Genomic DNA, 18,919 nt, shown 5'->3' on the forward strand with positions numbered 1-18,919 from the left:
CGTGGTTCAAGTATACCCGACGGCAGGCGCCCCGAAACGTGCTAAAGTACCAATGAGGGTGTCCCTTTACCGAACCTGGCGACCCAAGACGTTTGCCGATCTCGTCGGCCAAGACGCCGTCGTACGTACCCTTACGAGCGCGATCGAGAGCGGCAAACTCGCGCACGCGTACCTTTTTTCGGGCCCGCGCGGCTCGGGCAAGACCTCGGCGGCGAAGATCCTCGCGCGCTGCATTAACTGCGCCGCCGGACCGACGGCCACGCCGGATAACAGCTGCGAATTCTGCCTGGCCATGCTCTCCGGCACGGCGCTCGACGTGCTCGAGATCGACGCGGCCAGCAATCGCGGCATCGACGAGATTCGCGCGCTGCGCGACGCGGTGAAGTTCGCGCCCTCGGCGATGCGGATGAAAGTCTACATAATCGACGAGGCGCACATGCTCACCAAGGAAGGCGCGAACGCGTTTCTCAAAACGCTGGAAGAGCCGCCCGCGCACGCGGTGTTTCTGCTCGCTACGACCGAACCCGAGAAGCTTCCGGTGACGATCCTTTCGCGATGCCAGCGGTATGCATTCCGGCGCATTTCGATCCCGGTGATGATCGAACGGATGCGCGAGATCGCCGCGGCCGAGGGTATCGCCATCGACGATACGGCACTCTCGGCGATCGCGTATCGTGCCGACGGCGGATTGCGCGACGCACTCACGATGCTCGAACAAGCGGCATCGTTTGCCGACGGCGCCATCGACAGCGCAACGATCGATCTCGCGTTCGGGGCGACCGGACGTAACTCGGCGCGCGCCCTGCTCGAGCGGGCTCTCGCGCGCGACGCCGCCGGAATGCTCGCGGCGATCGACGACGCGAGCGACGCCGGCACCGACATGCAGGTGCTCATCCGCAGTTTGATCGCGGAGTTTCGCAATCTGCTCGTCGGGCGTATCGATCCCGCGCTGCTCGCGCGCGATCTCGCACCCGAAGACGCGCAGCTCGCGGCCGAACGTGCGCGCGGGGTCGCACAGGTGCAATTGGTGCGGGCGCTGCGTTTGCTCACCGAAGCCCTAGCGACGGCGCGCACCTCGGGTCATCCGCGTCTGGAGTTGGAGAGCGCGCTGCTGCGCTTCGTTCTGGCGTCGGAAGATCCAACGCTCGACGCGCTCTCGGCCCGCGTAGCGACGCTCGAAATGGGCTCACCGCTCTCCGCCCTCACCGTCGCGCCACCGCCTTCGCCGCCCGTCGCGCAGCCCAAGCCCGTGCCGAAACCCGAACGCGAACCCGAACCCGAGATCGAGCCCGAACGCGTGCCCGAATCGCCCGCGGCCGCCCCCGCGCGCGGCGGCGAGATCACGATTCAAAAGGTACGCGCCGCCTGGCAATCGATACGCACCAAAGTCGAAAGCGAGAAACAATCGCTCAAGGGTGCGCTCTCGCGCGTCGTCGTCGACTCGATCGAGGGCAACGCCGTCATTCTCAAGCCGATCAACTCGATCTCCGCCGACATCCTAAAAGACAGCGCGAAACTCATCGAAACGGCCATCGCCGACGTCGTAGGCGCACCGCTGCGCGTCACGCTGCGCGTCGACGCAGCCGTCACCCGCGCCAAAAGTGCCGCCCCGCCGCCGCCGACACCCCCGCAATCCGAAGACGATCCCGACCAACTCTTCACCTACCTCAACGAAAGAATAAAAGAATGACCCCACTAAACCAGGCGCAACTGATGCAGCAGATGAAAAAAATGCAGCAAGACATGGCGGCGGCGCAGGAAGAACTTGCGAGTACCGTCGTGTCGGGCAGCGCGGCCGGCGGCAGCGTAACCGTCGAGATGACCTGCGACCATCGCGTTAAAAGCGTGAAGATCGCCAAGGAAGCGATCGATCCCGAAGATGCCGAGACGCTCGAAGATCTCGTCGCCGTGGCACTCAACGACGCGTTAAAAAAGGTCGAGGAAACGGCCGCGACGCGTATGGGGCGTTTGACCGGCGGCATGCGTATTCCCGGGCTCACGTAGCGCAGTTCGGTGGCCAATTCCGGGGCGATTGCGGGGCCGGTCGCGGCGCTGATCAACGAGTTTAGCAAACTGCCGACCGTCGGACCGAAGACGGCCGCGCGGCTCGTTTTTTACTTGCTCAATCGTCCGCGCAACGAGGCGCAGGCGCTCGCCGAGGCGATCCTCGCCGTCAAAGACAAGGTCCGGCTCTGCTCGATCTGCTTCTCGATCACCGAAGAGGATCCGTGTCCGATCTGCACCGACGAACGGCGCGATCCCAAGGCGATTTGCGTCGTCGCCGAAGCGAAAGATATCTTCTCGCTCGAACGGACCTCGGCGTACAAGGGCAAGTACCACGTACTCGGCGGATTGATCTCGCCGATGGACGGTATCGGTCCGGGGCAGCTGCGCGTCAAGGAACTGATCGAGCGAATCAACGATGAGTCGCCGACCGAGATCATCATCGCGACCAATCCAAACGCCGAGGGCGAAGCGACCGCGCTCTATCTCTCGCGGCTGATCGCGCCGATCGGCGTGAACGTGACGCGGCTGGCGTACGGGCTTCCGATCGGCGGCGATCTCGACTACGCCGACGAAATGACGCTAGCCAAAGCGCTCGAAGGCCGCCGCACGCTGTAGCAAGTCGATGCTACAGGATCGCGAGCGCGCCTGCGTACCGGAGGCCCAGCGCGGCGATCTCGCCGCGTGCGATCGCGGCGCGTTCGAGCGGCTCGGTCGCGGGGTCGCCGAGCTCGAAGCTTACGTAAGGCCCCCACTCGAAGACGCCTTCGTCGAAACGCGCGGTCAACGCATCGTGCATCGCGCGACCGGTGTGACATTCGCGTTTGCTCGTCCGCCATTCGTCGAGAAACTGCTCGAAGCTCGCCGGGGGCGGTCCTTTGCGCGTCACGCCGAGCGTCTTCCAGCGTTCCCAGAACCAGCGCGCCGTCGTTTCGTCCATCTTTTCGATCGCAAAATCGTCGATAAAGATCTTGCCGTCGGAACGTAAGAGTTCGGCGATACGATCGAGCGCCGCGTCGAGGTCGGGCAGATGATGCAGGACGCGCTGCATGACCGCGCAGTCGAACGAACGCTGCGGTGCGTCGAACGCCTCAAACGCAATCCGCGAGAGTCCGGGCTCGTCGGGCGCGCGGGGATCGATGCCCAGAACGTCGTGGACGGCCCCCAGCTGCCGCGTCAGTTCGCCCGATCCGGCGCCGATCTCGAGGATACGCGAGGGGCGGCGAACGCGCGAGAGCACGAAATCGCAAAAACTCATCTGGCTGTGTGACTCGCCGCAGGCGAATCCCGGTTGCGGCGCTTGCGAGGCGCGTTACTTTGTGTTACAAAGTGATTATGACCGACCTCGAGCGCGCGTTGGCCGATATCGCGGAGGTTCGCGACCGTCTCGGTCACGCGCAGCGCTTCAAAGGCTACTCGGGCGTCGCCGCCATGGTCTCGGGCGTCTTCGCGCTGGCGGCCGGCGTCGTGCAATTTGCGCTCGTGCCGCATCCGCGCGGCGCGCACGCCGAGCACCTCTATTTCGCGATTTGGTTTGCGTGCTGCGCCGCGGCGGCCGTCGTAAACTACGGCGCGATCGCGCACTGGTACGTGAACGACGCCACCGCGCGCGAACGCTGGCAGACGGCAACCGCCGGATACTCGATGCTGCCGGCGCTCGTGCTCGGCGCCGCACTCTCCGCCGCGTTTCTGCTGGCAAACTCGTTTGCGTATCTGCCCGGCATCTGGTACGGCTGCTACGGCGTCGGACTCTTCGCTTCGCGCATGATGGTCCCGCGAGCGGTCGCGCCGATCGCAGCGGCGTTCATGCTCTTGGGGATGGGGCTGTTTTTCGTACCGCCCGCGATCGGTCTCGCATGGTGGGTTCTGCCGTTCGGCTTCGGGTTGGGGCAGATCCTTATCGGTTTCTTCGTCGTGCGCGAGGGACGTCATGAGTGATGCGCCGTTTGCCTTCCCGGGACTCGATCGCGTCTTTCACGAGCGCGGACGTTTGGCGATCTGCAGCGCGCTTATCGGCAGCGCCGACGGCGCGACGTTCACGCAATTGCAAGAGGCTTGCGATCTGACCGACGGCAATCTCAATCGGCATTTGCACGCACTGGCCGAGATGGGTATCGTCGAGATGACGCGCGTCACCGGTAACGGCCGCCCGCAAACGGTCGTACGTATCACCGCCGGCGGCCGCGAGCGATTTCTCGCCTACATCGACGAACTCGAAGCGATCGTGCGCGACGTCGGGCGCGCGCGCAAGCGTAAGGCGTCGCCGACGCGCACCGTGCCGGCCAACTCCACTTCGCAGTAGGCGCCCATAACGTTCCCGCGGTGGCGCGCGACGTACCGCAGCACCTCGTCCTCGTGCGCGCCCGTTTCGACGTCGTACGTCGTCGTGACGCAACGGCCGATCGTCGAGCTCACGCGCAACCGCACCTCGCCGAGCTCGAGGATCGCGCCGAGCAGCTCGGGCTCGCTCCAAGCAAAGCCCTTCGCCGCACGCACGTAAAAGTTTGGCCGCCAGCGGCGCGGATCGAGCGCGCTGCCGACGTGCGCGCTGACCTCGTCGATCCAGCGATCGACGATCAGCGAGACCGGCGCGTCATCGAAGACGTGACCGTTGGGTTCGCCGCGATATTCGACGCGCACGTTCGCTTCGGCGGCGTAGCGGGCAGCCTGGGCCACGTCGCTCGTAAGATGGAGGCGGTCGCTCTCTTTCCCGCGATAGGGCTTCCCCGTGCGTGCGTGTTCCGAGGTGACGTACAGCGCCCCCGCGCGATCGCCCGGTAATCCGTCGATGTCAACCCGCGTCGAATCCAGCGGCACCGCGGCCAAGCTCTTCACCGGGTAGCGCCAGATTGAGGCGAGCGTGCCCAATATCTCCATGCTCCCTACGTGTACCATAGGAAGGCGTCGGAATCCTCAAGAAAGCGCCGCCACCATGAGCGCCACGGTCGATCCCGTGCAGCTTCGCCCGTTGGGCCTCGGCGAGATCTTCGATCGCGCCGTGACGCTGTACGTCCGCAACTTCGCCGGCTTTTCCATTATCGCGCTCTTTCTGCTCGTGCCGATCAGCATCGCGAACTACTTCGTGCTGGCCGATCAGTCCACGATCTCGACGATCTTCATGCAGCAGATCGCGCACCCGCATCCGGGTGCCGCGCCGCCCGCACTGCCCTTCTCGCCGGCACTCGTGTGGCTGCTCGTAGCCGCACTTCTGCTAACGCCCTTCGCAAACGTCGCGACCGCGATCGGCGTCGCGCGGCTCTACGCCCGCGAGCCGGTCGATTGGCAGAGCTGTTACCGGCGCGCGCTCGCGCGGTGGCCGCAGATTCTGCTCGTGCTCTTGGTCGAGTTAGCGATCGTGACCGGCGCCATCTTCGCAGGCGCGCTCGGCATCGGCATTTTCACCGGGCTCGCGATCGTGCTCTTTCGAGCGAGCGCCGTCGCCGGCGTGGTTGCCGGCGTCGCGGCGTTCCTGGTGCTGCTCGCCTGGCTCGTTTCGCTGATGCTGCTCTATCTCGCGGCCATGTTCATGTTCGATGCGGTCGGCATCGAAGGCGTGCCGGTCGGCGCGGCGATCGGATCGGGGTTCGCGCGCATTTTCAATCGTTCGGAGTTTTGGCGCGCGGTGCTCGCCGGTCTTGCGATCTTTGCGATTCAATTCGGCTTGATTCTCGTCGCCACGATCGCGGTCGGAATCGTTGAGGCGGTTCTCAAATCGCATCTGGTCGACACGATCGCGCAAGGCTTGGTCTCGCTGCTCTCGACGGCGTTTTTGGCGGTGCTCATCGCCGTCTACTATTACGACGTGCGCGTACGGCGCGAAGGACTCGATCTGCAGGCGAGCGTCGAGCGGCTCACCGCGGGGACGTGATTCCCGCGCACGATCCCTCGGCGCTGGCGCGAGCGATCGTCGCCGGCGCGCGTTTCCATTTGGGCGTGCAGCACGTGCGGCCGCGGCCGAAGTCGTGGCTCGCGATCGCCTGGGACTGGGTGCGCGACCGGTACTCCGCGCTGATCGACGCATTCAACGCGCACGTACACGTTTCGCACGCGGCCGGGATCGTGACCGGCGACCTGGCGTTGGCCGCAATCGCGGCGCTGCTCGTCGTCGTCGCGGTCCGTTTGCTGCGCGAACTCGTGCCCGGCAATCGGGCCGGATCGCACGGCGTTGCGATCGATAAGTTACCGGATGCGTTCGCCGTCTACGACCGCAGCGTTCGCGCGGCCGCCGCCGGCGAGTACGCACGCGCGATCGCGCTGCTTTTTAACGCGACGGTTGCGGCCTTGGGCCTGCGCGGCGTCGTGAGCGGCGATGCGAGTGCGACGGTCGGCGAATTCGAGCGAACGTTGAGCGCGCGCGGTCCGGCGCTAGCCGCGCCCTTCGAAACGATCGCGCGTGCGTTTACCGCCGCGGCCTACGCGCAGACGCCGATCGGCGAAGCGGAGTGGACGCGCGCCCGCGACGCGTTTGCGCGGCTGCTTCGGGAGAGCGCCCCGCATGTTCCCTAAACGCAGCCGGGATATCGTCGCGGGGTGTATCGGGCTCGCGATGCTGTTGGGGTTTGCCGTCCTGCAGAGCCAAGAACGGACGCCTCCGCCGCCCAGTGTGTTTTCCACCTACGACTTCGGGCGCAACGGCTATGCGGCACTCGCCGAGCTGCTCGACCGCGAAGGCATCCGAACCGCCGCGTTCGCGCGCCCGCTCGCGCTCTTGAGTTCGGAGGTTCGCACGCTCGTGATTAGCGCGGATGCGACGAACCAGCCCGAGGGCGAGTTTACTCGCGGCGACGCGGATGCGCTCTTGGCCTGGGTAAGACGCGGCGGCCGGCTCGTCGCGCTCGGCGACCCGGCGGTAACCCGCGACCCTCGCTTCAAGGTTCCCTTCTCCCAACCGCAGCGGCGGGCGTCGGCGTACGCAACGGCGGTCGCGCGATTCGCGCCCGTTGCGGTGCGCCGCGTCGACGGCGCGTTCGCGCGCGCTTATCCGGCGCGCGTCGCGCGTCGCGTTGCCGTGGAGTTGAAGGCGCGCGGAAAGATCGTTGGGATCGCCTACCCCTTGGGGCGCGGACGGGTGATTGCGATAACCGACGCATCGATCTTCAGCAATCGCACGCTCGCGCGCGCCGGGAACGCCGGCTATGCGTACGATCTGCTCGCCGTGGGCTTCGTCGCGTTCGACGAACGCGTGCACGGATACGCGGAAGATCGCAGTTTTTGGGCGGCGCTGCCAACGCCCGTACACGTGGCGATCTTCATCGCGCTCGCGATCGTCGCACTCGTCCTCGTCGGCGCCAACCTGCGGTTTGCGCCGGCGCTGCCGGCGGATTCGGCCGGCGATCGCGATTCCGCGGCGTACATCGATTCGATGGCGCGACTCTTGGCGCGCGGCGGCGCGGCGCGGCGGGCGCTCGCCGATTGCGTGGACTCGGTGGCCCGCGCCGCCGCGCGGATCGATCGCGACGGATGGCGCGAAACCCTTCGCGAACTGGAAGCTCTGCGACGGGTGGAGCGGCCCTCTGCGGCCGATCTCGTGCGCGCGGGACAGTTAAGCACGCGGCTGCGAAAGGACCTCGAATGACCACATCGGCTCACGGGCTGGCGACGCGCCTTCAGGCGGCGATGGGCGAGATCATCGCCGGCGGCGAGGCGACGACGTTCGGATTGCTCGTCGGTCTGTTAGGACGCGGGCACGTGCTCGTCGAGGGCGTGCCCGGTACGGGCAAAACGCTCGCCGTTCGCGCTCTCGCGCTGCTGCTCGGGCTCGAGTTCAAGCGCGTGCAATTTACGCCCGACCTTATGCCGGCCGACGTCGTTGGAACGACCGTCTTCAATCCGCAGACGCTGCAGTTTTCAACTCGGCCGGGCCCCATCGTCGCAAACATCGTCCTGGCCGACGAGATCAACCGCACTCCGCCGAAAACGCAGTCGGCGCTGCTCGAAGCGATGGAAGAAGGGCGCGTGACGATCGACGGCGCGGCGATCGTGCTGCCGCGCCCGTTCATGGTCTGTGCGACGCAGAATCCGATCGAGTACGAGGGCACCTATCCGTTGCCCGAAGCGCAGCTCGACCGCTTTATGATCAAGGTCGAAGCCGATTACCCGTTGCCTGCGCAAGAGCTTGCGCTGATCGCCCGCGCGGCAGCCGGCTTCGACGCGCGCGATCTCGAGACGGCCGGCGTGCGGGCGGTGACTTCGGCGGACGAAGTGATTGCGGCGCAGGAAGAGTTGCGCCGTACGCACGTTTCGCCGAGCGTCCAGAAATACGTCTACGACACCGTCGCCGCGACGCGTTCGCACCCGCACGCAGCGTTGGGCGCGAGCCCGCGCGCCGCGCTCGCGCTGTTGGTCGCATCGCAGGCCGCCGCGCTGATCGACGGACGCGACTTCGTTACCCCCGACGATGTAAAAGCGGTCGCGCAACCGGTACTAGCGCATCGCTTGATCGTTCGGCCGCATGCGGAGATCGAGGGCGTGAGCGCGCGCGACGTGCTGACCGACGTTCTCGCCGCCACGCCGGTCCCGCGTGAAGCGGCCTAAGCCATCCCTGCGGCTCTGGTTCACCCCGCGCGCGTATTGGCTCGCGAGCGGTGTGGCCGCGCTCTTCGCCATTGCGGGCGTGTTTCCAAACGCATTCGCACTCGCGCTGCTCGCGGCGATTGCGCTCGCGGCCTGCGTCGCGATCGACGCATCGATCGGACCCGCCCGTTCGCGGATCGCACTCGAGCGCACCGAACTCGAGCACCTGGCGCTGCGAACCGCGGCGCGGCTCGGGTACGTGCTGACGAACGCGTCGGCGCGCGCGATCCGTTTCGGGGTCGTCGACACGCCGGTCGAAGCGATCGCCTACGATGTCGACGAGGTCGAAGCGATCGCGCCGCCCGGCAGCCGTACGACGCTCGAGCGGCCGGTGACGCCGCGCACGCGAGGAACCGTCGTCTTCGGCGCGCTCTATCTCTGGTTCGAAAATAGCCTTGGGCTGCTGCGCCGGCGAATGCGGGTGGAGGCGCCGGCGCGCGGGCGGGTCTATCCGGATCTCTCGGCGGTCGAACGGTACGGCGCGTTGCGTGCGCGCAACCGGCTCATCGACGCCGGCTTGCGCAAAATGCGTCAGCGCGGCGCGGGCGCCGAGTTCGAGAGCCTGCGCGATTGGAGCGCGGGCGACGCGTTTCGCGGCATCGACTGGAAGGCGACGGCGCGCCGCGGCCGCCTAACGGTCGCCGACTACGAGGTCGAACGCAGTCAGAACGTCATGCTCGTTCTCGATGCCGGCCGATTGATGACGCCGCGATGCAACGACCAGCGAAAGTTCGATTTCGCGATCACCGCGGCGCTCTCGGTCGCCTCGATCGCGGGACTCGCGAGCGACCGGGTCGGTATCGTTGCGTTCGCGCGCGAGATTCTCTTAGCGCAGGCGCCGCGAGCGAGTTCGGCAGGCTTGGGGCGGCTCGCCGCCTCCGTGCACGATCTCGAACCGCGCTTCGAAGAGTCGGACTATGTTGCCGCGTTTGCCTATCTGCGCGCGCACCTTCACAAGCGAAGTCTGATCGTCTTCTTTACCGACATGGTCGATCCGGTGGCGCAGAGTACGGTGCTCGCGGAGATCGGTACGCTCGCGCGACGCCATCTAATCGTGATCGCGTTCATGAACGACGCCGCCATCGACCGGGCGATCGCGACGCCGCCGGAACGGCCGCTCGACGTCTACGCGACGAGCGTCGCACTCGGACTTCGGCAGGAACGGCGTGCGGCGGCGGCCGTGCTCGAACGTTTGGGCGCGCACGTCATCGACGTTCCGGCGCAACGGTTGAACACCGCGCTCATCGATGAATACCTGCGGATAAAACAGCGCGGACTACTCTAGCGAATCGCGCGCGCGCCCCGCGAAGCCGTAGTAGAGTACGAGCGCGATTGCCGTGAGTAGCCCGACGCTCGCGCGCACGCCGGCGGAGAACCGCAGCGGCGAGAAAAATCCCTCGATGGTGCCGGCAACGAGCAGCATGGCGACGACGCCGCCGAAGAGCACGCCCGCCCGGCGCGCGTTGCGCGCGAGGGCGTCTTTACGCCGCAACCGGCCGGGATAGATCACGCCGGCGGCGAGCAGCAGACCCGCGCCGCCGGCGATTTGGATGGCCGTCAGTTCGATAACGCCGTGCGGCGCGATCGTCGCCCAAAAATCGTAGCCAAAGCCGGCGCGCGCGAAGAGCGCTGCCAGCGCGCCGAGCATCAACGCGTTGAAGACGATCTCGTACACCGTGCCGATGCCGAGCGTCACGATGCCGCCCGCGAAAGCCAGAATACAGACGCGAACGTTGTTCTGGATGATCAGACTCGCCATCGCCGGCGAGTTTTGCGGCGCGAAGGCGAAGTTGGAATCGTGCAAGCTCTTCGCGATGTGTCCGGGAACGATCGAGGCCGGCAGCAGCGCGTAGGCGTCGGCCGGACGCTGCGCGACGACGGCGTAGGCGATCGCGCTCCACAGCACGGTCAGTGCGATGCAGATGAAGATGAAGCCGAACGATCGGCGAAACTCGTTCGGAAGCGTTCGGGTGAAATACCGCAGCGCGCGCGCGCGGCCGCTCTCGAGCGTACCGGCGTAGACGCGGGCGTGCGCGCGAGCGGTCAAACGATTGAGGTAGTGTTCGAGCCGCGCGCTGTATCCGCGGCCTTGCGCGTACGCGAGATCGGAGGTCACCCAGCGATAGAGCCGCCCGAGTTCGATCAGTTCGTCCGCGCCGAGGCGCCGCAGGCCGCGGCGCGCGGCGCGCGTCAACAACCCCTCGAGGCGTTCCCACGAGGCCTGGCGTCGAGCGACGAAGGCGGATTCTTGCACGCAGGTCGTGCGTTCGAGCGGGTCCCGGCGGGGCCTGTCGAATGTCGCGCGCGGTGGATCGCAGCATCAGCGTACGAACTCCGGAATCGATTCGATTCTCCTACGATCTGGCTGGATTGGGGAGCCGCTTTCTTGCCGTCGCGCTCGATTTAGCGATTCAGCTGGCGGTGATCGGCGCGATCTTTTGGGCGCTCGCGTTGCTCGCCGCGCACGTACCGCACGCCAAGAGCGCGGCCGCCGGCGGCCGGCTCGCCGGCTCGATCGGCGTGGCGATCGTCGTCGGCATCGTGTTCCTCGTTTTTTTCGGGTATTTCATCGTCCTCGAGACGTTTTGGGACGGTCAGACGCCCGGCAAGAAGGCGCTTGGAATCCGCGTCGTGCGCGACGGCGGCTATCCGCTGGATTTCGGCAGTTCGCTGATTCGCAATCTGGTTCGAGTCGGCGAAGCCGCAGCCGGTTTTTACGCGATTAGCGCGATCGCCACGCTGCTCTCGGCGGAGAATAAACGCCTCGGTGATTTTGCCGCGGGGACGATCGTGGTGCGCGACGCGCGCGTGGAACGCGCCGCCGATTTATCGCCGGCGGTCCCGCACTCGACTGCCGGCTTCTCGATGCTCGACGAGGACGAGCGTGCGTTGATCGCGCGCTTCTGCGCGCGGCGCGATGCGATGGCACCGCAGTACCGGGCGCGGATGGCCGCCCAGCTCGCAAACCTGCTGCGCCCGCGGCTCTCTCGCGACCTTCAAGTGCTCGACGACGACGATCTGCTGGGGCGGCTTAACGCTTCGTGATACGCGTCACCAGGTCGCGTGCGAAGTTAAGCGCTTCGGTCTTCGTGCTCTCGTAGATCGAGCTGGCCTCACCCGGGGTCATGTGTTTGCCGTGTTCGAGAAAGAACGCAACGCCTTCGCCAACGACGATCGTGCCCGCATAGGCGATCGCGCCTTTGATCGCAATTCCGGCGACCGGAATGAATCCGGAAAGCTCGCGCGCGAGCATGCGCCAGCCAAACCCGCCGCCGACGACCGGCAGCAGCGCCCACATGCGCCCCACATCGGGATCGCGGCCGTAGGTCGCCTCGATATGCAGTAAGAGCATCATCTGAATGCCGGTGATCGCCACCATGTCGCCGGCCGAAGCAAAGGCTCCGAGCACGAACCCCGCGATGGGAATGTGATCGACGACGGCGCTCGCGAGCGCGACCTTTAGCGCGTTATTGGCGGCGTCGCGCGTGAGCTTGGCCGCGACGCTCTCGCGCAACACGGGCAAGCGCCGCCCGACGGCGATCTCCACGCGTTTGCACGCATCGACCACGTGCGGGAAAACGCGGCCGCGCAGCGCGTCGCGCGATATCGCCGGAACGGCGTACTCCGCGACGGTGCCCGCATCCGGCGCGTTCGGCGGCCCGGCCGGCGAGGCGCTCTCGTCGACGGTAATGGCGAAGATCGGCAGTCGCATGGCGCGCAGCGACGCCAAATCGGCGCCGGCGAGATCGCCCGCTCTGGCCAAAAACAGCACCAGGGTTCCCGCCCGCGTATCGGTCGCGACCGGCCGCCCCGGTACGAGCGTTTCGAGACACGCGCCCGCGTCGAGCGGCACCGAATCGTCGTGGCCCGAGAGCAAGAGCGTCCGCATCGCCGCCACCAGCGCCGGATCGCCCGCGAGATAAAAGCGAAATGGTTTGCGCACGTTCGCACTCACGGCATTGACGTCGATGCCTTTTCGAACCATGCGCAAGATGTCGCCCGCAGCAGCTGCCATGAACGCCCCTTACCCAGAAATCAGACGTCGCCGTAGGTGCCGCCGGTTGAGGTTAGGCGCGACTCTTTGAGCGGATCGTCGGTGTAGTCGAGGTAGACCAGCCCCATGAAGATTTCGAGCGAGAGCGATTCCATGCCGCGCGCGTTGGCGACGTCGACGATCGAACGGTGCGTACGTTCGGCTTCGCGTACGATCGCTTCCGGAGTCGTCTTCGTATCGGCGGCGACGATCGTGGCTTCGGCAACGTCACCCGGCGTGAGGTTGCGATGGAGCATGTCCGCGTAACTCATCGCTTCGACGCCGTCGGCGGCGAAGCGCACGTCGAGGGCTTTTTGCAGCGTGGCGTACCGCGGTTGCGAGGTTCCGACGCCGAGCATCGTAACGCGCGCGCCGAGTTGCCGGGCTTTGGCCATGTTGAAGAGCTGGTCGGCCTCCGACGCGGAGGTCGCCGCCTGGCCGAGCGAGGTCGAGGCTTTCTGCATGAGCGGAACGAGCTCGTTGTAATCCTGTTGGCTGATGTCGCCGAAGTAGTTGAGCTGTACTTGCTGCAGGCGCTTGAGGAAGATATCGAGATCGCCGAGACCCGAATCGATCTGCAGCGCCGAGCCCCGTCCGGCATCGACCGCGCGAACCATATCGCCGTCGGCCGCCGAGAGTTCGGAGAGCATGTGCGGGTAGGACGGAAAGACCGCGATCGATTGCGATGGAATGGGAGAATCGCGCAGCGGCGCGTTCATCTCGGTGAGGATATCCGCGTTCTCTTGGAGCAGTCCGCTGAGTTTGCCGGTCTTCGGGTCGGTGGTTCCGACGCCGCTAATCGTGCTGTTCGCGTCGTCGAGCGCGCTGTTGATCGCGCGCGACATCGTCGAGAGATTCTTGACGACCGCTTCGAGCCGCGATCCGCGTTTGATCTCGATGCGGCTGAAGTCGGGAATCTCGTACGAGATGCTGTCGAGCCGGTTACGCAGCGATTTGAGCTGGTCGCGACCCTGGTCGTGGCGCGCGCCGATCTGGGCGACCGCTTGCGATTGCGTCGAATGCGCCGCGACGAGTTTGGCGCGCAAGTCGCCGAGATTGGGCTGCGTTAAGTTGACGCGTTTATCTTCCACCTGGCGCAGCGCCGCGATGCGCTCTTTGGCCGCGACTTGCACCTCCGGCGTGCCGTTTTGGGCGACTTCCCCGAGCGTTTGCTCGCTCTTGTTGAATTGACCGAGTGCGAGTTGGCTCTGGCCGAGCGCGAACATGGCCTGCTGGTTCTTGGGGTCTTCCTTGACGATCGTCTGCAGGTCCATCATGGCGATGTTGTATCGTGCGGTATCGAGATCGTGCAGCGCACGCACCGTGCGCTGCTGCTCGGTCACGACTTTGGGATCGAGTTCGGTGTAGCCGAGCATGTGCGAGAGGCGCGCGGGTGCGCCCGGATGGTCCTCGAGATAGTGCGTGACCAAATCCGAGTGCGCGTTTTCGAGCGCGCCGAGATGCTGCATCATCGTCATCATGGCCGCGGGATCGTAACCGGCGCGCGACATGAGGAGCAATCCGTATTGGTCGGCCTGCAACTCGTCGGCGCGCGACATTTTCGCCATGATGCCCGCCTGCATCAGATTTCCGAAGTGGTAGATAATCGGCGAAAAGAGCGACGCGATGCCGAAGAGCAGATTGAGGATTTGCGCCTTGGCTTGCATCGTGACGGCATGGCGGCGCTCGATGTGTCCGGTTTCGTGTCCCAGGACGCCCGCGAGTTCGTCGTCGGATTGAACGAAGTCCAAAAGGCCGGTCTGCGTGTACAGATAGCCGCCGAGCGTTGAGAACGCGTTAATCCCGGAGTCGTGGATGATCTTGATGTTGTAGGGAACGTCTTTACGCGCCGTCTGTTTCCAGAGACTCTCGCTCACGCGCTGCACCCACTCGTTGAGGAGCGGATCGGTATCGATGGCGCTCTGCGCGGTGATTTGTTCGTCGGTCTGCTTGCCGAGTTGAATCTCGGCGGCGGTCGAAAGTGCAAGCGCCGGTGCCGGGCATATGGCACTCAGAAGTGCGACGATCAACGCGATGGGGACGATGCGGCGGTACATAGGGTTTCATCCTTTACCCGCGGCCGGGCGCGATGTTGCGGAGGGTGCTCTCCCAGAACGTCGGAGCGGGTTCCTGCGTTACGCCGGGCATTGTGGATTGGATGTGGATAATTCTAACGAACTTGTGGGGCGGGTGTGGAGGGCGCAGGGCGTTGCCGGTACTCCCTAGGAACCGCAGCACACGATGACCTTGTTGCGCGGAAAGGGGCTCGGCCTCGAAGTGGTGTTTGCCGAGCGCGACCTCGACGAAGCTCTGACCGAGTTGGAGAGCCGCTTAGGCGAGCGGCCCGGCTTCTATCGGGGCAGCTCGGCGACGGCCGCCTTCGGCACCGCCGTTCCCACGCCGGCCCAGTTCGAGCGGTTGCGCGCGACCCTCGAAGGCGGCGGGATCGCATTGACCCGTCTCTGCGGAACCGCACCTCTCGAGGCCATCGCCGTCTCGAGCGGCGTCGCCTATGCGCCCGCCGTCGATGGCGGTCAGGAGCTCGCCCGGCGCCGCGCGCTGCGGCCCAAACGTGAGATCCAGCTCTCGGAGGCCGCGAAATCGCTCGATCCCGACTTCGCGGGCGCCCGCGCGGATATTGCGGAGCGCCGCAAGCGCGGTGAGGCAAGCGTCCGCCACGTCGTTCTGCCGCACGCGCAGTTGAGCGTGGTCGCACCGCCCGCGAGCCTCCCGGGCACGCTCTACCACGTCGGCACGCTTCGCGGCGGCCAATCGCTGCACAACGTCGGCAACATCGTGATCGTCGGCGACGTCAATCCCGGTGCCGAGCTCGTCGCCAGCGGCGACATCGTCGTCTTCGGAGCGCTGCGCGGCGTCGCCCACGCCGGCGCGCAGGGCTTGCAATCTGCAAAGGTGTACGCACTCGAACTTGCGGCGACGCAACTGCGCATCGCAACGTTCATCGCTGCAGAAAACGAAAACCGGCGCAAACTCGCACTCGTACGGCCGGAAGCGGCGTACGTTAAAGACGAGCGCATCGTGGTCGTTCCGCTCGACCGTGTCGAACACGTCGCAACTTAAGGGGGCCAATGAGCGCAACACGCAAGATCGTTCTGACATCGGGCAAGGGCGGCGTCGGTAAAACGACGACGACCGTCAACGTGGGCGCGGCGCTCGCCAAGCGCGGGCATCGCGTGGTGCTGGTAGACGCCGATATCGGCCTGCGCAATCTCGATCTGGTGCTCGGCTTGGAGAAGCGCATCGTCTTCGACTTGGTCGAAGTCGTCGAGGGCCGCTGCCAACTGCGGCAGGCGCTCATCAAAGACAAACGTTTCGAATCGCTCGCGATCCTTCCGGCGGCGCAGACGCGCGACAAAGACGCGGTAACGCCCGAGCAGATGGCTGCGGTGATCGACGATTTGGAAGAGTTCGCGGATTTCGTGCTCATCGATTGTCCCGCCGGTATCGAAGGCGGCTTTCGCAACGCGATCGCGGGTGCCGGCGAAGCGATCGTGGTGACGACGCCGGAGGTTAGCGCCATTCGCGACGCCGACCGCGTGATCGGCAAGCTGCAGGAGCGTTCGATCCCGATCCGGCTGATCGTCAATCGCATCCGGCCCGAGATGGTGCGCAGCGGCGACATGCTCTCGGTCGAAGACGTCTGCGAGATCCTCTCGGCGGAGCTGCTTGGTATCGTTCCCGACGACGAAGAAGTGATCGACATGACCAATCGCGGCGAGCCGATCGTGCTCAACGATCAGAATCGTCTCAAGAGTATCTACGAAAAGATCGCGCGCCGGCTCGACGGCGAGATCGTTCCATTTACCACTCTCGATAACCAAGGATTCCTTGGGCGCCTCTTCGGTGCGCTGAAAGCAGGCTGATCATGCACGTTCTCCGACAGACTCCCGACGACGGCACGCAAGGCGCGAGCGACGCGCCGGCGACCGCACCCGCGACGCTCGGCCGCGCGATCGTGATCACCTCGGGCAAAGGCGGCGTCGGCAAAACGACGACGACCGCGAATCTCGGCACGGCGCTCGCGCGGCGCGGCGCGCGCGTCGCGCTCGTCGATGCCGACGTCGGCCTGCGGAACCTCGATATCGTGCTCGGATTGGAGAGCCGCGTGAAATATCACGTGCTCGACGTGCTCGAAGAGAAGGTCTCGCTCGACGAGGCGCTCGTCACCGATAAGAATTCGCCGACGCTGCAGTTGCTCGCGGCCGCCCAAACGCGCGAGAAGGACGAGGTCGATACCGAAAAGATGCGCGCGCTCGTGCAAAGTCTGCGCGAGCGATTCGATTACGTGCTCGTCGATTGTCCGGCGGGTATCGAGATGGGCTTTCGCAATGCGGTCGTCGGCGCCGACGAAGCGATCGTCGTCTGCACGCCCGAAGTCTCCGCCGTGCGCGACGTGGACCGGGTCGTCGGATTGCTCGGCAACCGCTTTCGCCCGCAGCTGGTCATCAATCGCGTACGTCCGCAGCTGGTGCGCAAGGGCAAGATGCTCTCGGTCGACGACGTCAATGCGATTCTCCGGCTCCCGCTGCTCGGCGTGATCGCCGACGAGCCCGAGGTGATCGTTTCGACGAACAAGGGCGAGCCGCTCGCATTGCGCGACGACTCCAAGACGGCCGCCGCCTATCACGCCATCGCCGCGCGCATCGCGGGCGAAGACGTGCCCGCGCCGACGGTCGATTGCCGGGAGTCGTTCATGGACAAGCTCGGCTCGATCTTCGGGGGGCGCCGCGCATGATCGAATTTTTCAATAAACTCTTCGGAAAGCAGACCTCGAGTTCGACCGCCAAAGAACGATTGCGGCTCGTGTTGATGTCCGATCATCTTTCGCTCGCGCCGGATATGATCGACCGCATGAAGCGCGATCTCGTCGACGTTATCTCAAAATACGTCGAAGTCGATCGCACGCGAATCGAAGTGAACTTCGAACAGCAAGATAAGGCGCTGGCGATGCTTGCCAACATTCCGATCTTGGGCGTCAATCGCAACCGCGACGACGGCCCGGGCGGCGCCAAGCCGGACGAGCCCCAGGCTGGATCCGCGCCGCCGAAGCCGGCGACGCCCCGCCGCCGTCGCCGCAAGAAAGCGAATCCGGCTCCGGCGACGTAACAGCATTGCCGTGGCAAGCATAACGCTCGGCTCTCAGACGCGGCGGTCGCTTCGAAACTTCAATTGGGCGCTCGCGGTGCCGTGCGTCGTCTTGGCATTGCTCGGGATCGTCGCGATTCAGTCGGCGGACCTTCACGCCGCCAACCCGTCGGCCGAGTTCAAGAAGCAAATCCTCTACGCGGTCGTCGGCATCGGCGTTATGCTGGGCTTCGCCCGAATCGACTATCGGATCTGGCAGCGCTGGGCCCCGTGGCTTTACGGCTTGAACCTGTGTCTGCTGCTCTTCATTTTGGTTCACGGGCATAGCGCGCTCGGCGCACAGCGCTGGATCTCGCTCGGCCCGCTCGGCACATTCCAGCCATCGGAGTTCGCAAAGCTCGTCCTCGCCATCTCGCTCGCGTGGATCCTGTGCCGCGGCGAATACGGTCATCTCAAGGAGATTTGGCGGCCCTTGGCGCTGGTCGCGGTTCCGGCCCTGCTCATCCTCAAGCAGCCCGACCTCGGCACGACGCTGGTCGTGCTGGCGATTCTCTCCTCGCAGCTGTTCTTCGGCCTCGAAAGCCTGCAAGATTTCGGCATCTACGCGGCGTCGGTCTTTGCGGCGGCGCTGGTGACGGTCGGCACGAAAATCATTCTCAAACCGTTCCAAAAAGCGCGCTTGCTCGTGTTCCTCAACCCGAAGGCCGACCCGCAAGGCGCCGGGTACAATCTCAATCAGTCGAAGATCGCGGTCGGAAACGGTGAGTGGTTCGGGCGCGGCCTCCATCACGGCACCCAAACGCAGCTCAATTTCGTGCCCGAGCACTCTCGGGATTTCATCTTTACGGTGATCGGCGAGGAGCTGGGCTTCATCGGCTCGGTCGTGTTGTTGGCCCTCTATGCCTTCGTGCTCTACGGGGGAATTGCGTCTATGCTGGCCGCGCGCGACCGCTACGGCTTTTTGCTCGCGACGGGGTTGGTCGCCATGCTGACCTTCCATATCGTCGTCAATATCGGAATGACGATCGGGATCATGCCGATCACCGGGATCCCGCTGCCGTTTTTGTCGTACGGCGGCTCGGCCGTCCTCACCGATTTTGCCGCCGTGGGGATGCTGCTGAACATTTACTCCCAGCGCGACCGCGACGTCTTGGGCAACGCCTAACCCGGCCGGGGCCGGCGCCTCGCGAAAGGGGGCCGGCC

Annotated in this window: 21 protein-coding genes; 16 read left to right on the forward strand and 5 right to left on the reverse strand. The window is 65.4% G+C overall.

Annotated features, from left to right (window positions below; translation table 11 throughout):
- Window positions 1-58 precede the first annotated feature (58 nt).
- Genes dnaX through recR form a run of 3 tightly spaced genes read left to right on the forward strand, consistent with a single transcriptional unit; the run spans window position 59 to window position 2,622 of the window.
- Window positions 59-1,690, forward strand: coding sequence for a DNA polymerase III subunit gamma/tau (gene dnaX, locus VIG32_00200; protein ID HEY8296431.1), 1,632 nt, complete (start codon window positions 59-61; stop codon window positions 1,688-1,690).
- The gene (locus tag VIG32_00205; protein ID HEY8296432.1) at window positions 1,687-2,004 is read left to right on the forward strand and encodes a YbaB/EbfC family nucleoid-associated protein; all 318 of its coding nucleotides are present in this window, start codon (window positions 1,687-1,689) and stop codon (window positions 2,002-2,004) included. Before dnaX ends, VIG32_00205 begins: the two co-directional genes overlap by 4 nt.
- Window positions 2,005-2,013: 9 nt before the next feature.
- On the forward strand, window positions 2,014-2,622 hold the full coding sequence (gene recR, locus VIG32_00210; protein ID HEY8296433.1) for a recombination mediator RecR: 609 nt from the start codon (window positions 2,014-2,016) through the stop codon (window positions 2,620-2,622).
- Between the two features lie 10 nt (window positions 2,623-2,632).
- Here the strand turns inward: recR and VIG32_00215 are convergent, their stop codons facing one another.
- Window positions 2,633-3,262 (reverse strand): class I SAM-dependent methyltransferase, encoded by a 630-nt coding sequence (locus VIG32_00215; protein ID HEY8296434.1) that lies wholly within the window; start codon window positions 3,260-3,262, stop codon window positions 2,633-2,635.
- A gap of 77 nt (window positions 3,263-3,339) precedes the next feature.
- On the opposite strand from VIG32_00215, the gene VIG32_00220 reads away from it, so the two are divergent.
- Window positions 3,340-3,942, forward strand: coding sequence for a hypothetical protein (locus VIG32_00220; GenBank protein HEY8296435.1), 603 nt, complete (start codon window positions 3,340-3,342; stop codon window positions 3,940-3,942).
- Window positions 3,935-4,306, forward strand: coding sequence for a transcriptional regulator (locus VIG32_00225; GenBank protein ID HEY8296436.1), 372 nt, complete (start codon window positions 3,935-3,937; stop codon window positions 4,304-4,306). Before VIG32_00220 ends, VIG32_00225 begins: the two co-directional genes overlap by 8 nt.
- Here VIG32_00225 and VIG32_00230 read toward each other — a convergent pair.
- A complete protein-coding gene (locus VIG32_00230; protein ID HEY8296437.1) occupies window positions 4,204-4,881 on the reverse strand; it encodes an MOSC domain-containing protein in 678 nt (225 codons plus the stop codon). The two genes, VIG32_00225 and VIG32_00230, sit on opposite strands and share 103 nt — an antisense overlap.
- Window positions 4,882-4,936: 55 nt before the next feature.
- Between VIG32_00230 and VIG32_00235 the strand changes: the two genes are divergently transcribed.
- The 5 genes from VIG32_00235 to VIG32_00255 are packed head-to-tail and all read left to right on the forward strand — an operon-like array spanning window position 4,937 to window position 9,862.
- Entirely contained in the window at window positions 4,937-5,872 is a 936-nt protein-coding gene (locus tag VIG32_00235) for a hypothetical protein (protein HEY8296438.1), read from the forward strand.
- Window positions 5,869-6,510 carry a DUF4129 domain-containing protein gene (locus tag VIG32_00240; GenBank protein HEY8296439.1) on the forward strand — a complete coding sequence of 214 codons (642 nt, stop codon included), beginning with the start codon at window positions 5,869-5,871 and terminating at the stop codon, window positions 6,508-6,510. The genes VIG32_00235 and VIG32_00240 overlap by 4 nt, the downstream gene beginning before the upstream one ends.
- Complete coding sequence (locus VIG32_00245; GenBank protein HEY8296440.1) at window positions 6,500-7,579, forward strand: DUF4350 domain-containing protein; 1,080 nt, start codon at window positions 6,500-6,502, stop codon at window positions 7,577-7,579. The genes VIG32_00240 and VIG32_00245 overlap by 11 nt, the downstream gene beginning before the upstream one ends.
- Window positions 7,576-8,538: a MoxR family ATPase gene (locus tag VIG32_00250; protein HEY8296441.1), complete on the forward strand. Its 963-nt coding sequence runs from the start codon at window positions 7,576-7,578 to the stop codon at window positions 8,536-8,538. The genes VIG32_00245 and VIG32_00250 overlap by 4 nt, the downstream gene beginning before the upstream one ends.
- Window positions 8,525-9,862 carry a DUF58 domain-containing protein gene (locus tag VIG32_00255; GenBank protein HEY8296442.1) on the forward strand — a complete coding sequence of 446 codons (1,338 nt, stop codon included), beginning with the start codon at window positions 8,525-8,527 and terminating at the stop codon, window positions 9,860-9,862. Before VIG32_00250 ends, VIG32_00255 begins: the two co-directional genes overlap by 14 nt.
- Here VIG32_00255 and VIG32_00260 read toward each other — a convergent pair.
- Window positions 9,854-10,831, reverse strand: coding sequence for a stage II sporulation protein M (locus tag VIG32_00260; protein ID HEY8296443.1), 978 nt, complete (start codon window positions 10,829-10,831; stop codon window positions 9,854-9,856). The genes VIG32_00255 and VIG32_00260 overlap by 9 nt on opposite strands.
- A 53-nt stretch (window positions 10,832-10,884) precedes the next feature.
- Between VIG32_00260 and VIG32_00265 the strand changes: the two genes are divergently transcribed.
- Entirely contained in the window at window positions 10,885-11,622 is a 738-nt protein-coding gene (locus VIG32_00265; GenBank protein ID HEY8296444.1) for an RDD family protein, read from the forward strand.
- Here VIG32_00265 and VIG32_00270 read toward each other — a convergent pair.
- On the reverse strand, window positions 11,609-12,592 hold the full coding sequence (locus tag VIG32_00270; protein HEY8296445.1) for a hypothetical protein: 984 nt from the start codon (window positions 12,590-12,592) through the stop codon (window positions 11,609-11,611). The genes VIG32_00265 and VIG32_00270 overlap by 14 nt on opposite strands.
- A gap of 20 nt (window positions 12,593-12,612) precedes the next feature.
- Window positions 12,613-14,667, reverse strand: a complete 2,055-nt coding sequence (locus VIG32_00275; protein ID HEY8296446.1) for a M48 family metalloprotease — start codon at window positions 14,665-14,667, stop codon at window positions 12,613-12,615.
- A gap of 184 nt (window positions 14,668-14,851) precedes the next feature.
- Between VIG32_00275 and VIG32_00280 the strand changes: the two genes are divergently transcribed.
- Genes VIG32_00280 through rodA form a run of 5 tightly spaced genes read left to right on the forward strand, consistent with a single transcriptional unit; the run spans window position 14,852 to window position 18,881 of the window.
- On the forward strand, window positions 14,852-15,691 hold the full coding sequence (locus VIG32_00280) for a septum site-determining protein MinC (GenBank protein HEY8296447.1): 840 nt from the start codon (window positions 14,852-14,854) through the stop codon (window positions 15,689-15,691).
- Window positions 15,692-15,699: 8 nt separating this feature from the next.
- Window positions 15,700-16,494 carry a septum site-determining protein MinD gene (gene minD / locus VIG32_00285; GenBank protein HEY8296448.1) on the forward strand — a complete coding sequence of 265 codons (795 nt, stop codon included), beginning with the start codon at window positions 15,700-15,702 and terminating at the stop codon, window positions 16,492-16,494.
- A gap of 2 nt (window positions 16,495-16,496) precedes the next feature.
- Window positions 16,497-17,366: a septum site-determining protein MinD gene (gene minD / locus VIG32_00290; GenBank protein HEY8296449.1), complete on the forward strand. Its 870-nt coding sequence runs from the start codon at window positions 16,497-16,499 to the stop codon at window positions 17,364-17,366.
- Window positions 17,363-17,737 carry a cell division topological specificity factor MinE gene (gene minE / locus VIG32_00295; protein ID HEY8296450.1) on the forward strand — a complete coding sequence of 125 codons (375 nt, stop codon included), beginning with the start codon at window positions 17,363-17,365 and terminating at the stop codon, window positions 17,735-17,737. Before minD (VIG32_00290) ends, minE begins: the two co-directional genes overlap by 4 nt.
- Before the next feature lie 10 nt (window positions 17,738-17,747).
- A complete protein-coding gene (gene rodA / locus VIG32_00300) occupies window positions 17,748-18,881 on the forward strand; it encodes a rod shape-determining protein RodA (GenBank protein ID HEY8296451.1) in 1,134 nt (377 codons plus the stop codon).
- The last annotated feature ends 38 nt before the right edge of the window (window positions 18,882-18,919 follow it).

This window comes from Candidatus Baltobacteraceae bacterium (assembly GCA_036559195.1).
Lineage (GTDB): Bacteria > Vulcanimicrobiota > Vulcanimicrobiia > Vulcanimicrobiales > Vulcanimicrobiaceae > JALYTZ01.